The 15,395-nt window shown below is 62.4% G+C and carries 10 protein-coding genes; 5 read left to right on the forward strand and 5 right to left on the reverse strand.

From position 1 onward, the window contains the following. The first annotated feature begins 203 nt into the window (after window positions 1–203). The 5 genes from AYX22_RS23710 to AYX22_RS23730 all read left to right on the forward strand — a co-directional run bounded on the left by AYX22_RS23710 (window position 204) and on the right by AYX22_RS23730 (window position 7,697). The gene (locus AYX22_RS23710; protein WP_207597858.1) at window positions 204–1,700 is read left to right on the forward strand and encodes an APC family permease; all 1,497 of its coding nucleotides are present in this window, start codon (window positions 204–206) and stop codon (window positions 1,698–1,700) included. 201 nt (window positions 1,701–1,901) lie between these two features. Further along, entirely contained in the window at window positions 1,902–3,266 is a 1,365-nt protein-coding gene (locus AYX22_RS23715) for an aminotransferase class III-fold pyridoxal phosphate-dependent enzyme (protein ID WP_242703687.1), read from the forward strand. A gap of 150 nt (window positions 3,267–3,416) precedes the next feature. Continuing rightward, window positions 3,417–4,532 (forward strand): Zn-dependent alcohol dehydrogenase, encoded by a 1,116-nt coding sequence (locus tag AYX22_RS23720; protein ID WP_242703688.1) that lies wholly within the window; start codon window positions 3,417–3,419, stop codon window positions 4,530–4,532. Between the two features lie 205 nt (window positions 4,533–4,737). Beyond that, window positions 4,738–6,234, forward strand: coding sequence for an aldehyde dehydrogenase family protein (locus tag AYX22_RS23725; RefSeq protein ID WP_207597859.1), 1,497 nt, complete (start codon window positions 4,738–4,740; stop codon window positions 6,232–6,234). Window positions 6,235–6,389: 155 nt separating this feature from the next. Further along, on the forward strand, window positions 6,390–7,697 hold the full coding sequence (locus AYX22_RS23730) for a M20 family metallopeptidase (protein ID WP_207597860.1): 1,308 nt from the start codon (window positions 6,390–6,392) through the stop codon (window positions 7,695–7,697). A gap of 1,059 nt (window positions 7,698–8,756) precedes the next feature. Here the strand turns inward: AYX22_RS23730 and AYX22_RS23735 are convergent. From AYX22_RS23735 to AYX22_RS23755, 5 genes are read right to left on the reverse strand one after another with little or no spacing between them, the layout of a single operon-like run. Next, a complete protein-coding gene (locus AYX22_RS23735; protein WP_207597861.1) occupies window positions 8,757–9,185 on the reverse strand; it encodes a DUF4913 domain-containing protein in 429 nt (142 codons plus the stop codon). 15 nt (window positions 9,186–9,200) lie between these two features. Then, entirely contained in the window at window positions 9,201–10,970 is a 1,770-nt protein-coding gene (locus AYX22_RS23740; protein WP_207597862.1) for a type IV secretory system conjugative DNA transfer family protein, read from the reverse strand. Next, entirely contained in the window at window positions 10,967–12,562 is a 1,596-nt protein-coding gene (locus AYX22_RS23745) for an ATP/GTP-binding protein (protein ID WP_207597818.1), read from the reverse strand. Before AYX22_RS23745 ends, AYX22_RS23740 begins: the two co-directional genes overlap by 4 nt. Next, complete coding sequence (locus AYX22_RS23750) at window positions 12,562–14,070, reverse strand: SCO6880 family protein (protein ID WP_207597819.1); 1,509 nt, start codon at window positions 14,068–14,070, stop codon at window positions 12,562–12,564. The genes AYX22_RS23745 and AYX22_RS23750 overlap by 1 nt, the downstream gene beginning before the upstream one ends. Continuing rightward, window positions 14,057–15,394, reverse strand: a complete 1,338-nt coding sequence (locus AYX22_RS23755) for a hypothetical protein (protein ID WP_207597820.1) — start codon at window positions 15,392–15,394, stop codon at window positions 14,057–14,059. The genes AYX22_RS23750 and AYX22_RS23755 overlap by 14 nt, the downstream gene beginning before the upstream one ends. Window position 15,395 lies beyond the last annotated feature (1 nt).

Here is a 15,395-nt window from a genome sequence, read left to right on the forward strand (position 1 = left end):
AGCTGTGCATCAGGACCATGCGCAGGACGAATGTATGTGCAGGCTCAACACCGCAAAGCCTGGGGCAACTCCTACGCTGTAATCCAACTCACAGTGATGTTCGGCAAGGGGGCCGGCCCGATTGTGGGTACCGCGATGCCGCTCAATTCCGCCGTGTCGAAGGCATCGCGATGACACTCAGCTTCTACGTCCAGGAGGGACGAATGGCAACTAAAGATGTTAAATTTGAGCCGGTGGATGCGGGACCCAACGGAATATTGAGCCCGGACCGCTTGCTCAGCAGGGGCCTGGGAGTCCGGTCGATTGTGTTCATGGTTGTGGCGGGAGCTGCACCCATGACAGCCGTCGTGGCTGGTTGGCCTGTTGTCGTTTCTGCATCGGGAAGCACGGGCGGTCCGCTGTTCTTCCTTATCGCGACCGCTATTCTGTTTCTGTTTGCCGTTGGCTTTACGAGGATGACGCCCTTTGTGAAAAATGCTGGGGCGTTCTATTCCTACATCCAAACGGGGCTGGGCCGGGGTGTTGGCATGGGGGCTGCCACTTTTGCGCTCGGAACATACTTGCTGCTGTTTCTTGCGCTGTGTTCATACCTTGGATCGGCAACGCAGACCACCATTCAGGACCTGGGTGGCCCGGAGGTCCCCTGGTGGGTTTGCAGCATCACTCTCATGGTCATTTGTGGGCTCCTCGCCTATCGGGACGTCGAACTTTCCGCCAAGGTGCTTGGAGTTGTTCTGATCATCGAAACGGCGGTTCTGCTGGCCGTCAATATTGGTGTGATCGCCCATGGCGGCGCCGAAGGACTCAGCGCCGATTCACTTTCGCCTCAGCGGCTTAGCGAAGGCGTCGTTCCCCTTGGTGTCATGTTTGCCTTCTTCTCGTTCATTGGTTTTGAGGCCACCGCCGTCTTCCGGAACGAAGCACGTGACCCTGATCGCACTATCCCGCGGGCAACCTATATCGCCGTTATCGGCGTCGGCATCTTCTACACGTTCACTGCCTGGGCACTGCAGGCGGGAGTCGGAAGCAGCCAGATCGTCGAAATCGCGACGAATGATCCCACGAGCATTGTGGTAGGGCTCGCGGGACAGTACGTGTCCCCGCTCCTTGCCACCCTGCTCCAGGTTTTCCTCATCACCAGCCTTTTCGCCTGCATCCTCACTTTCCAGAACGTACTGACCCGGTACCTCTTTACCCTTGGTACGCAAGGTGTGCTTCCGACTGGACTTGGTGCAATCCACCCACGTCACCACGCTCCGTCCAGGGCAGCCTTGATCGTCTCGGTAGTAGCGATAGCACTGCTTGGTGTCGAGGCGATCATCGGGCTCGACCCGGTAACGCAGGCCTACACCTGGTTCTCAGGCTCGGCCACATTGGGCATCGTTGTTCTGATGGCTCTCACATCACTCGCGGTGATCGTGTTCTTCCGGAGGAATCCCCACAACAAGAAGGTCTGGGGCACGTTGCTGGCCCCCGCGCTTGCCCTTCTCGGACTCGGGGGAATTGTCTTTCTGGTCCTTCAGAACTTCGGGCTTCTCGTCGGCGGCGACCTGGCGGCGGGAATACTGTTGACGCTCATGGCTGCACTCTTCCTGGGCGGCGTGACCACCGCGCTGGTTATGCGATCCAAGCGGCCGGCGACGTATGCCGCACTGATCCCGGCAGGTTCCAGCAGCGAAGAAAGTTCCGCAGCGAGCTAAGAAAAAAGACTCATCTCCGTAGCCGCCGTCGCACAAGCCTTCTTGGAACGACGGTAACGGTGGCCGGCCGCGCAAAAGCACGGCCGGCCACTAGCGCCGTAGACGACAAGAACCTGCCAGGGGATTCACTACCGACTGGCTTTAAAAGCTGCGAGAGCAGCTGCTGATATTTAGGAGCTTCCCATTTCCGACAGCGCGTTGTTGAAACAAATCATCGACAAGAAGTACCCGACAGTGGCCTACGGCGAAGGCGTCTTCCTGTATGACACCGAGGGGCGCCAGTACCTGGATGGTTCAAGCGGCGCCATGACCGCCAATATTGGCCATGGCGTGGACGAGATTGCGGAGGCGGTGAAAGAACAGTGCCGCCGTGTGGCTTTTACGTATCGAACCCAGTTCACCAGCCTGCCCGCTGAAGAACTGGCCCGCCGGCTCACTGACATTGCTCCCGGGGACCTCGATATGGCGTTTTTTGTCAATAGCGGGTCCGAAGCATCCGAATTCGCCATCCGCGCCGCAGTGAGCTACTGGCGCGAAAGGGGGCTCCCAGGCAAAGTCAAAATCCTTGGCAGGACCATCAGCTATCACGGCATGACAATGGGCGCCCTGTCGATGTCCGGGCACGCAGCGCGCCGCCCCGACTACGGATCCTTGCTCCATGCGTTCTCCTTCGCCCCGCCGGCCTACGCCTACCGCTTCGCCCTGCCAGGCGAGAGCGAAGAAGCGTACGCTGCGCGCGCTGCGAAAGCCTTCGAAGACGCCATTCAGAACGAGGACCCCGGCACAGTCGCGGCAGTCATCGTCGAACCAATCGTCGGAGCCGCCGGCGGGGTCCTGACGCCGCCGGCCGGCTACTTCGCCGGCCTTCGCGACATTTGTGATCGGCTGGACGTGCTGCTGATCATCGATGAGGTCATCACGGGAATGGGGCGTACAGGCGACTGGTTCGCGAGTTCCTACGAGGACGTCGTGCCGGACCTTCTTCTTATCGGCAAAGGAATGAGTGCCGGATACTCCCCTGTTGCTGGCGTCCTGCTGCGAAGCCACATCGTTGAGGCGCTCAGAGAGGGCAGCGGCGTCGCTCCGTTCGGGCACACCTTCTCGGGGAACCCCCTGGGGGCAGCGACCTGCCTGGCGGTCCTGGACTTTATGGAACGCGAGGATATCCTAGCGAACGTTCGACAGCGGGGGAAGCAGCTCGAAGAGGGTCTGCTCTCCCTGGCAACGAGGTACCGCTGCATGGCCGATGTCCGTGGGCGGGGCCTGCTCTGGGGCTTCGAGTTCGTTATGGACCAGGAAAGCAAGCAGGCACCCGATCCTGCACTGGGAGCCGCTGGCCTATTCGTCGATGAATGCCTGGACCAAGGGCTCATTGTCTATCCGGCCGGGATCGCCCCGCTGAACAACGCCGTGATCCTGTCCCCGCCCTTGGTGATCACCGAAGAGGAGACACGGGTATTGCTGGCGAAGCTGGAAAAAGCCCTCCGCACCCTGGAACGCCACGTTGAGCGCTGGGCCGCTGTAGGTGACAACCGGCATGGATCCCCAGTTGGAACCGGAAGCTGACACTGATCCCGGCCGGTCCACACCGGCGCTGGTCAGCTTGCACATAGTGGTTGTAAAGGCTGTTCCGTCCACACACTTTTGAAACTCGACCAGGGCTGAAGATGGTCGAAGCGACCCATCTGCAAGCACCTCAACCATCAAGGAAGCCAAGTGACTACACCGATTCTTGCCGCCGTGCTGGAAAAGCCCGGAGCCCCACTTCGGATCCGCGAACTGCTGCTGGATGACCCGGAGGACAATGAGGTCCTCATCCGGACTGAGCGAGTGGGCCTTTGCCACAGCGATCTGCACTATCTGAAGGGGTCGCTGGATATCTCCCTACCGGCTGTCCTCGGACATGAAGTCGCAGGCATTGTCGAGCGCGTCGGCTCTGCGGTCACAAGAATCAAGACCGGTGACCGCGTCGTGGCAACAGTTACCCCCTCCTGTGGGGCATGCCGCAACTGCATAAGCGGGCGCCCGACCCAGTGCGACCGGGTCGACTCGATGCGTGAGCGGCCTCGACCCAGGCTCCTCTCACCTGATGGATTAGGCGTGGAGTCGCTCGGCGGTATCGGCGCATTTGCAGAGGCCATCCTCGTGAGGGAGGCATCCGTTGCAGTGGTCGGCTCGGATCTGCCTCCCCAGGTGGCATGTCTTCTCGGTTGCTGCATCAGTACAGGAGTCGGCGCGGTTATTCACGGCGCAAAGGTCGGACCAGAGGATACGGTTGCCGTAATCGGTTGCGGCGGTGTCGGAATAGCGGCCATTCAAGGTGCCCGGCTGGCTGGCGCACGACGAATCATCGCCATCGACGCCGTGCCGGCGAAGCTGGAGCTCGCCCGCAACTTCGGCGCCACGGACAGTGTTATCTCTTCACCCGACCCGACAGAAACACTCATTCAGGTCCGATCACTTCTTCCCCAAGGTGTCAGCCATGCAATCGAGGCGGTGGGCCGCAGCCAGACAGCGGAACTCGCCTTTTCGCTCCTGAGCCCGAACGGAACAGCCACCATCCTCGGTCTCATGCCCGCAGGGTCCGAACTGCGTATCCCCGCAGATGCGCTCGTCTACGGCGACCGACACCTGCAAGGCGCCTACATGGGCGCGAACAGGTTCCTCAGTGACGTCGACATGTTCACGGACCACTACCTGAACAACCGACTGGATCTCGATTCAATGGTTACTAAGGAACTGCCCTTCGAACGCATCAACGAGGGATTCGAAGCGATGTCGGAAGCGTCGACGATCCGAGTTGTGCTGAACATGACCGACAGGCAACCGTGATCCGGAAACTTTGAAGACCGTTCGGCAGCTGACTGTTACGCCGATCTCGATTTGATGTTGTGCCACGGCCAGCGCCGGAACGAAGGCTGCGCGACGGGGCGCCGCAAATCCTCCCGAACATAAACAGTCGAATGTCAGGGCTCAGCCCCTTCCGTCGCCGGTCATGGACGACAAAGACAACAACGAAACCAGAGGAGCACCTTAAATGACTGCTGAAGCACTAGCACGAATGACCGATATCACCCCCCACCTTGTCGAGCAACGCTCCTTTGTCGATGGCGCATGGCTGCAACTCGACGAAAACGGCCGCTACCTTACCAACCCAAATACGGGCGAACCCCGGCAGCCGATGCGAAAGACCGGAAAGGCTGAAGTCGAGCGCGCACTCGCCGCAGCGGCGGCTCTGCACGAGTCCGGGAAACTTGAAGACATCAAACTCCGGGACCGCCTTGAACTCCTGACCAAGGTAGCCGCATCTCTCGATGCCCAGAGCGAAGAAATCGCGCTGCAGGACAGCATCAACACGGGAGTCCCTATCCGGACCACCCGCCTGATTGCCGGTGCCCTCGGGGACAGAGTCCGGGGAACTATCGCTGAAGCGGAGCAGCTTGGCGAGTCGGAGACCCTGAACGGCGGTGACCGGTCTGTGGTCATCCTGCGCAAGCCCCTCGGCCCGGCCCTCATCGTTGGCCCCTGGAATGCCCCAACCTTTACCGTGGTAGGCAAGGTGGCGGCAGCAATGGCGGCTGGCTGCCCGGTCATCCTCAAACCCTCCGAGAACGCCCCCGGAGGTTGCCAACTCTTCGCCGAATCGATCGCCGCTGCCATGACCGAACTCAATTACCCGAGCGCCGCGTTTCAACTGGTTCACGGAAATTCGGAGACAGGATCACTGCTGACTTCGGATCCCCGCATCGAGGCTCTTTCATTCACCGGGGGCGATTCGGCAGGCCGCACGGTCGCGAAGGCTGCGGCGTCCAATCTCGCTGTCATGCAGATGGAGCTCGGATCCAACAATCCCGTGATCATTCTGGATGATGCCGATGTCAGCTCAGCGGCACAGTCCATTGTGCAGGGCATGACCCGTCTCAATGGCCAGTGGTGCGAGGCACCCGGCAAGGTACTGGTTGACGGGTCGATTCACGACCGCTTCGTTGAAGCTATGAAGTCCGAACTCAATAAGCTTCGGGTCGGAAATGCCTTGGACGAGACAACGCAAGTGGGTCCCCTGGCGTTTGAGCGGCAGCGTGATGGTTTGAAAGCCGCAGTGAATCGACTCCTCGAACTGGGGGGAACGCTGGTCACTGGCGGCGACCTACCAGATCTTAACGGCTGGTTCCTGGCACCGGGGATGATCGTCGGATGTCCCGCCGGCGCCGCCACGGAAGAACTCTTCGGGCCACTGGTCACGGTACATCCCGTGCATTCCGTTGAAGAGGCGCTTGGCCATGCAAACGGACCGGCAACCGGTCTTGATGCCTACGTATTCGGCGGTGACGAAACACGGGCCATCGACGTGGCATCCCGTATTCGTGCCGGGGAGGTCCGCATCAACGGCACGTTCATGAGCGACCTGGCCGGCAATTCGCGCCAGAGTTTCTGGGGTACCAGCGGTATTGGAGGCCACGGTCCCCAGTACGGCGTTCGCTTCTTTACCGGCGACCGCGTGGTTGGCGTGGACAGGACGGATTTGCCGCTCTAGGCGGCGTATCCGACCCCACCAAAGCGTAAGCGAGGCCCTGCGAGGCCTGCGACAGACATTCCAGAAACGTGACGCCTGGCTAAGGCGGAGGCTCCGCGTCCTCTCGGGCAAGCAGCAGGCCAGGGCCTGGCAACATGAGACGAGAAAGCCCTTCAATGACAGATACTTCAACGACAGATACGGTGCGGTTTTCACCGCTGAGTTTCCTTGAGGGCGCCACGGCGGCGATCCCGGCCTTTGGAAGCGACCTGGTCGATTTCCGTAGGGAAATGCACGCCGATCCTGAAGTCGGCCTGTATCTGCCCCGCAGCCAGGCCCGGGTCCTTGAGGCACTCAAGGGACTCGACCTCGAAATAAGCCTGGGAAAAGCGGCCTCGTCCGTGGTTGCGGTACTCCGGGGCGGGGCCACCCAGTCCCCCGTTGGGAGCCGTCCTACTGTACTGCTTAGAGGGGACATGGACGCCCTTCCTGTGGCAGAAAAAACGGGTATACCCTTTGCCTCGACCAATGGCGCAATGCATGCCTGCGGTCATGACCTGCATACAGCGGGCCTGATTGGTGCCGCCCGTTTGCTCTCGTCCGTACGTGACAACCTGACCGGCGACGTCATCTTCATGTTCCAACCGGGGGAGGAAGGACATGACGGGGCCCGCATCATGCTGGAGGAAGGCGTTCTTAACGCAGCCGGCAGGCGACCGGATGCTGCCTACGCCCTGCATGTCGTTTCAGACATGCCGTCAGGCGTGTTCACCACCCGGGCCGGTTCCTACATGGCAGCCTTCGGAGATCTGTCCGTCAAGGTTATCGGGCGTGGTGGGCACGGTTCGCGCCCCTTCCAGACTCTGGACCCCATACAAGTAGCTGCTGAAATGCTTGGCGCGCTACAGACGTACATCACCCGGCGATTCAACGTTTTTGATCCCGTGGTCCTGTCCGTGGGCCAATTCCATGGCGGTTCCGCCTCTAACGTCATACCTGATTCGGCGGAATTCAGGGCAAGCGTCAGATCTTTCAGCCCCGGTGTCGAAGCACGGCTCGCACAGGAGTTGCCGGATCTTATCCGGCAACTGGCGGCCGCTCATCAACTGACAGCCGACGCAACGTTCACTCCAGTTATGCCGGCCACCGTCAATCACGACAGTGACGCGGAACTCTGGGGCAGGACCGCCCGGACGTTCTTCGGAGAGCACCGGTTCGTGCCCAGCCCGTCCCCCAGGACCGGCTCTGACGATTTCTCCCGTGTCCTCGTGGAGGTCCCCGGAGCGTACGGGCACCTCGGAGCAGGGTCTCCAGATATCGACCCCATGGAGTGGGCTCCCATGCACTCACCCAGGGCAGTGTTTGACGACAGTATCCTCGTCGATCAGGCACAATTCATGGCGGGTGTGGCGCTTGGAAAGCTCCAGGAGTTGGAGGTGCGGGGAAGGCTCGGAGGGCCTCCCGAACGGCCACACCTCACTTGAAGCAGTGGACCTAGCAGTACCGGTCTCGACGCCCATGGATGGCACTTCACCACTATCAGGTTGCCGAAGCTCCGGACCTGACGCTCCAGGATCAAACAGATCCTCAATTCTTTGTAGGACAAGCCTCCCTAGAACTTAACCACATGTGCGGGTTGGAGGCGATTGCGATTTCTGACGACTCGACTGCTTAAGGGATACCCCTGGAACTAGTTGAGCGATAACTACGGCCGGCGCCGCCGGTCAACCAAGCTGAAGGAGGATTTGTGTCCCACCCTGAGCATCTCTTGATTTCGAACGTTGCGCTCCCAGTGATGGGAATAAACCTGAGCCAGAGACCAACACCTCCGCTTTCCATCGAGGTTACTGTAAGGCGGCCCCAAAACAGGGACGAAAAACTAAGCCGTGCAGTCAGCAACCTGATACCGGTCGCTTTGGAACGCAGGCAAGGAATCCTCGTCATTCAACGTGATTACGGCGAGTACACCGTTCGAGTCGACCCCGAAGTTCCATGCGGCACGACTCTCGAATCCCGTCGTCCCGACTCCGCAAGGTAACAACAAAAGCCCACCCTGGATCCCACAGACTTTCAGATTAGAGAACCTGAAGCTGTATACCTTGTCCTTTGAGATACACCCGAACCTGACGTCAGGCAGCAAGGAAAAGAACGTCAGAATAGGGTCGGAAGGCGGTTCCTGCACATGCTCCCCGAACAATCTCAGATTCAAACCTGACAACCAGCGCTGCTGTTCAGCTTGCGCGGGCGGGTGACTGGCAGATATGCAACAGCCTGTTGCCCGATTGTCCAGAGAGTGTCTGGACGATCAGTTCCGCTGCCCACAGCCGGGGACAATCCTCATGGGTTACCCACCGCTACTACTGCCGAGGGAGCTCCCCAATGGCTCCCGATTCCAGCCGTGGATAACCCGGATTGCCCCCAACTGTGGATAGCTCGCAGGGGCACGCGTCTAGCGGAAATTGCTGATTTGAGCCCGGCGCAGCGGCATCAGGCAAACGAAACCGCCCGCTGATCAACACAAGACAGCAGGTCGCGGACTGCCGCTAGGCAGGCAGTGCCCGCACGTCGGGGAACCAACCCGTTGGAGCCTTTTTTGGTTCCAGGTGTTCAGGGTCCCGGTGTTCTTTCATGTCGCAGTTGTAGAACGGCCCTTGGGGATCCAGGAGCACCCGCATGTGGTGGTCCGCGTGGTCTTTCCACCAGACGCTCATGCCGGTCGCTGGATCCAACCGTAGGTGCTCCCAAGCTCTCCAGAGCGCTGCTACACGGGAGACTGCCTCCGGATGGAAATACCATTCGATGCACCACTTGGCCGATTTTCCTGTGACGCTGCGAACATAGGTGGGCAGCAGCTGCTCATGGAGGAATTCTTCGGCGGATCCGTAGACGAGCTCCGGTGTCCTCTCCGCATCCTGGGCCTCCGTAGCTGGTGGGAGTGTGTCCGTGTCGTACAGGTCGAAGTCATTCGCCATGAGACCAGGTCCTTCCTACTTTGTAACCCAGGGGTTAGCCACCGGCTCCGCGGGCGCCGAAAGGGCCGGCTCTTCGGGGCGCGGGCTGTATTTCTTGATGGAGGTCTCCACGGCAACCTTGTGGGGTCCGGTGTACCAGGGCATGGTCCGCACCAGGGTGGCGGGCGCACCGGAGGCGAGCACCACTGCGCGGCCGCGGTCCAGCTCGGCGAGGTTGGAGACGTCGAAGATTCGTTCCTTGGCTTCCTGTCGGGAGCGGCTGGAACCGGACTTACCCGAGGATGTAGAGACGTTGATGTAGCTGTAGTCCCCGATCAGGTCGGACAGGGCGCGGAGGAATCCTTCTTCGGCGACGCCGCCGCCGTAGACCTTGATGTTCGCTGCTGACCAGATTTTCCGCATGTTCGCCTCTCCCCACAGCTCCACGCCTTGGGACCAGGACTGCAGGATGCCCATGACGATCAGGCCTTTGGAGCCGTAGTGGCTGAACTGGTCCGGCAGCCCGGCCCACCGGACAACGTTGGCCAGCTCGTCGAGAGCGAACAAGGCCGGCTTGGGAAGCCGGCCGCCGTTGCGTTCGGCGCGTTCCTCCATTGCCTCGGCAATCGCCACGGTCAGGGCCGTGGTCAGAGGGGCGGCGGATCCGGCACCTTCCTTGGAGAGGATGTAGATGGTCTCCTGTGACGCGGCGAAGGCGTGCGGGTTGAACTGGCGGCGGGTATCCGTGGCCACGGTCACCCCGCCCGTGGGGGCGACCCACCGCAGCGTGTTCCGGCTTTTGAGGCACTGAATCATTTTCTCGGCGGTACCGAAGATGCCGTCACGCTGCTTGTCAGCCAGCTCCAGCGTGGATTCCAGTCCCTTGTACTGCAGCTCGTAGTCGTACTGCTTGAGGATGTTGATCGGTTCCCGGTTCACCTGCTCGGTCACCCACAGATACACCTGCGTTATCGGTAGCTCCCCGAGAGCGGCGGCGAGGAAGTAGGAGGACAGAATGTCCTCTGCCTTGGGGTCGAAGTAGGCGTCAGGCTTTGACCCAGGCACGCGGGAGCCCACGGAGAAATGCTGCGTGAGCTTGTAGGCCTTCTCTTCGTCGGTGACGTACGATAGCGGGTTCCACCACCAGTCCGGCTCTTCCTGGGCGATCTTCTGCGGATCGAACACCCACACCGGCGCGGTGCGCTCACGGACTCCACGGGTACCGTCCACGACGTCGCGCTTATTCGACGTCGACACCACCGCACCGGGTGCGTCCAGGATGGCCGGCATGACCCGTGAGGTTGATTTACCGGTCCGAGGCCCCCAGATGTCGAGGCTGAGGTCTTCCCAGGACTGAATGAACTTCTGCCCTGTGGAGACGACCTTGCCGACGACGATGCCTGGCGTGTCCGTCACGCCCAGACGCTCAGCGGTCGCTTTTGCTCCCTTCTCGGAGAACGCGGCCAACGCCTTGCCGCGGCCCAGGTAGCGTGCGGCCTTGTCGACCCGGGCACGCTTGGACGCACCTTGCCGCCACGCCACGAGCACGACGATGGCCAACGCCAGGACGAGCCCGGCCATGACGCAGACAACGATGGTGGCTTCCGTGGGCCACGGCACGCGGCCTTTGATCAGACCTGCGATCAGATCGATCGGGTGCGCCGGCGGGGCGGCGATGCCAGCCATCCACGAGCCGACGTGCAGGGCGGCGTAGGTGCCGCCGACGAAGACGACGAGGAAGCCGATGGCCAGCCAGACCAGCAGGGCATCACCGACGCCGATTCCTTTGCGGTTGGGTGCGCTCATTCTGATGCTCCTTCACTGTGCAGGGCCGGGGCCGCCGGTTCAAGCAGGGCTTTGGCTGTGGTGCTCCATTTGGCATTGGTGTCGTTGATGCCTTCGGGGCCTTTCTCCAGGGATGTGAGTCCGACCTGGACGGGGATTCCGGGACGGCCGCCGACCTTGATGAGGAACTTTCCCCGGCCCGGGGGCTCAGCATCGACGCCGCGGGAGTCCCACGCGGGCGGGTCCTGCCAGCCGATTAGCTTTTGTTGCTCCTGGCGCGAGAGCGGGATGGCGGAGGTCAACTGGGGCATTTCCGAGGCGGGCAGGCCGCCGCAGATCACCATGCCGGAGCGTTCGACGAATCCGCGGGCTTTCATCCGGTCCTCTTCGGCCGGTAAAGCCAGCAGGTCGGACATGGTGTGGGAGATCATGATCTGTCCGACGCCGACGGAGCGGTTGAGCCGGGTCAGGGCGTCCACCCGGTCCACCATGCCTTTCCCGGCCCGCAGGGCCCGCCACAGTTCGTCCAGGACGACGAAGTAGTTCCTGCGCGGTTCAAGCCCGGCGTCGGCCAGGGCATTGGCGACGTTGACGGTGCCGAAGCCGTAGGACCAGCACGCCAGCAGTACCGCGGCCTGCAGGTCCGTTTCGGTCTCATCAATGCTGGAGACGTCAAAGACCACGGCACGGTCGCGCACCATCGGCTCGGAGGTTTGCCGGGAGAAGATTTCCCCGAGCTTCCCGCCTCCGGTCAGACCCAACAGGGTGGCCTCCAAGGCGCGGGTCTCCCTCAGGTAGACAGACTTGTCTCCCCGGTCCAGGGCGACCTGACGCAGCTCATCCGGTGCGGACACGATCACGTCCAGCAGGTCCTTCAGCACCGGAACTCCGTCAAAGCGCTCATCGAGGACCCGCAGGGCGCGGTCCAGGATCGTCTGTTCCTGGTCGGTGGGCGGGCTGTTCCGGCTGATCGTGATCAGCGAGACGACCATGGTCAGGCGGCGGCCATGAGCATCGGCACGGACGCGTGCCCCGTCCTCAGGATGGCCGTTCTCCTCGAGGAGCTGGGCTGCCTCGACAGCCTGGCCGGGGTCCAGGATGTTCAGGTACCCGACCCCACGGCCAAGCCGGATGACCTGCCCGCCGAGCGCACGGACGGCTTTGACATGTTCACCTTTGAGGTCTCCCAGGATCAACGGGTGGACCCCTTGGGCGGAGAGTCCGATGAACATGCGACGCACGACCGTGGATTTGCCGAGCCCTGGTTTTCCGAGGATGAAGGCGGAGGGGTTGGAGATCAGGCGGGCGCGCTGGAACCAGCTGATCGGGTCGCAGCAGACCGTGGCCTGGGTTTCCTCATGGCGTCCCAGCGGGACACCGATCATGGGCGAGGACGCACCGGAGGAGAACGGCCACAACCCGCACACCTGCACGGTGGTTCCCCGGTACTCCTTCACGGACGGGACGAGCCGGGCCATGCCCCCGCCACGGCCGGACCAGCCACGAGCACCCGGACCAACTTCACGCGACTGCTTCCCCGTCCTTTTCTGCTCAGGCTTGACTGGGGTAGCGCCAGGATTTTTGTGTCGGGAGAAGAGTTTCAGACCGGCCATTACAGGGCATCCCTAATCCCGGACGGGACCATGCTGTGCTGGGGCAGCACCAGCCCCAAGGGCAGGGACGCGGCAAACGCGGTGTCCTGGGCCCCGTAGGCCCGGCGCAGCAACACCCGCGCGGTGCCGGAGGTCTGCTCGACAGCCGCGACGGCATCAGAGAGCCGCTCCCTATCGGTCACGGTGGCGGTGACGACCATGCCGAAGTTCACCAGCCCGGCGCCTTGGGCTTCTTCCTGCGCGGTCTGCGCCGCTGAACGGGCGTCAACCAGGGCACGGGCGGAGGGGCGGTTTCCGGAGGTGATGCGGACGTTGGCGTTGTTCTGGTCTCGCTCGACGACGGCCGCGGCGCGTGCCGAGTCCATCGGACGGTACAGCAGCGAGACGCGTTTGGGGTCAATGTCTCCGTGCGGGGCCAGCAGGCGGGACAGGACCGAGGAGTTCACTGACCCGCGCGGGGCGGCGGTCATGGTCCAGGAGACCGAGTACGCGGAATCGTGCCGGTAGTCATCCCAGCTGGCCTGTGTCGCGGTGGGGCCGGCTTCGCCCCAGGTCAAGGATACCGGGGAACCGGCGGCGTGGGCTTCATCGATGATCAGTGCCGCCGGCGGGTCGTAGGCGATCCGGACGACCTCGCAGAGTTCCTGGGCCGTCATCGGCCGGGCGATCCCGGCGCCGGTGGACTGCAGCCGTGCTGAGAGGCCCGGGATCCGGGAGGCCAGGTCGCGGGCCACGTCTTCCGGGGTCCGTTTCTTGGCCCCGGCCCGGATGGCGGCGTTGAAGGTCAGGGACACCCAGGCCCGTACCGTGGCTGATCCTTCCGGGTACGTGTCCACGACCTCGTGCAGCATGTCGCGGGCGAACTCGGGGGCGTCTGGGTCGATGTTCATCATGACTTCGTTCCGCAGCCGGTACCCGGAGTCAGGCGCGGTCTCGACCGTGACGGCTGCGGCGTCCAGGCCTGCTTCGTCGGCCAAGGAGGCGAGCCAGCCGCCCCAGTTCGCCACCCAGGCATCGACCTGTTCCGGGTCAACGAGGGAGGCTCCGTCGGGTTCAGTCGAGAAAATCACGGTGAAGTGACCCGTGGCGGGGACGTGCAGCATGGCGAAGGGGCGCTTGTAGGAGTCGGTGAACTCGTACAGGGTGGACTTCGCTGCCAGACCGGGCAGCTGGTACATGCCCCACTCCGTGACGCCAAGAGGGCCGGAACGGTAAAGGTTCGTCCCGGAGGCCCGGGAGAGCTTGAACGCCGTCCGGGTGCCGAGGCGGTCTACGGCGGACTGGCCGTGCTTGTCCTTGACTGTCAGCAGCAAAGCCATGACACCGGCAAGGGCAAGGACGCCCAGGCCGGCGAGCAAGCCCCACAGCGCGAAGCTGACGATGCCCATCAGGAGCCCGGCAAAGACAATGGCGGTACCGATCGCCCCGAGGTTGGCCAGGCCAGCTGAGCGCGGTAGGCGCCAGTTGCCGTAGGACGGTTCCTTGTACTCGGTGTTAATTGCTGCCACTGGGGCCCTCCCCTGCTGAATCCTGCGCTGTCTTTTCAATTGCCTGCGACGTCCTGGACGCCAACTTCGCACCTGTGGCTACAGCCACTCCGGCGGGCCCAGCTGCCGCTGCACCGCCGCCGGCTCCTGCCGCTGATACCGCTCCGCTGGAGCCAGCGGCTGCTGTCGTTCCGGCGGTTGCTCCGGTACCTGCCTTGGCTGCTGCGTCAGTGCCGGCGGCACCGCCCGGTCCGCTGCTGCCCGGAGTGGGTTGCCCACCTCCGCCCCGGGGTCCGGCGGGTCCGTCGCTGCCCTTCGGCGAACTGCCGCCCCGCATGCTTTGGGTGTTTGACGTGCTCGATGACGATGCGGGAACGGGGGATGCATTGCCCCTGCCGCTCCCACCCCGGCCAAGCGAAACCGCACCGGTTGCGATCGCTCCCACAGCTGCTCCCGCCCCCGCGCCTCCACCAGAGGCAACCGCACCAACCATCGGGGTCACGAACCGCATCAACGCCGGCAACGCGAAAAGTGCCACGACCATCAGCGTGAATCCGGTGATGGGCTTCACCAGATTGGCGCTGCTGCTACTCCCCTTGCCCATCAGCAGGAACGCGACCGAATACACGATCGCAGCGGCTGGTTTGTAGAGGATGAAGGCGATCGTCCAGCCAACAGCCTTCTGGAACCACTGCCGGCCCATCTCCGTGTTCGTGAACGCGGCCGTGGTTGGGAGGACCCCGGCAAGGATCACCAACATGCCGCTGCGCACCACCATCAACACGACCTGAACCAGAGACGCGATCAGCCCGATCAAGCCCAGGACGATCAGGACGAACACCCCGACGCCGGTCTGGTTCGTCATCACAAGGATCTTCAGGGACTCTGCGAAACCCTTACCCTCGGTGGCACGATTGATCACCACCGCGGAGAAGGCATCAGCGGCGACCACCAGAATGGAGATGACGCCCAGACCGAGGCCGGAGACAAGCGTCAAGGTCAGCAGGGCCCGGAGCAGATCCTTCAGGGGCGCACCCCGCTGCTCCCAGATCAAGCGAATACCACCCAGGATGACCGCCAAGACAGCAAGGGCCAGAGTCCACGGCATCAGCTCACTGTTCACCACCGAAACAACGGGGCTTGCAGTTCCGTCCTGGCTGGCCAAGTTCACGGTTGGCATTGAAACCCAGAAGGTCGACAGCGTGGTCACCATCTGGCTCATTCCCTCCATGATGGCTTTGGCGAGGTTGTTGATGGCATCGTCTGCAATACCGGCGGCAACATTGCTCGCACCCTGCTGGGTCCAGCACAGAGCGTTCCAAACTTCGCACTCTTTCTCTGCCATG

The sequence above is a fragment of the Arthrobacter sp. D5-1 genome, from assembly GCF_017357425.1.
In the GTDB taxonomy this organism is placed as follows: domain Bacteria; phylum Actinomycetota; class Actinomycetes; order Actinomycetales; family Micrococcaceae; genus Arthrobacter.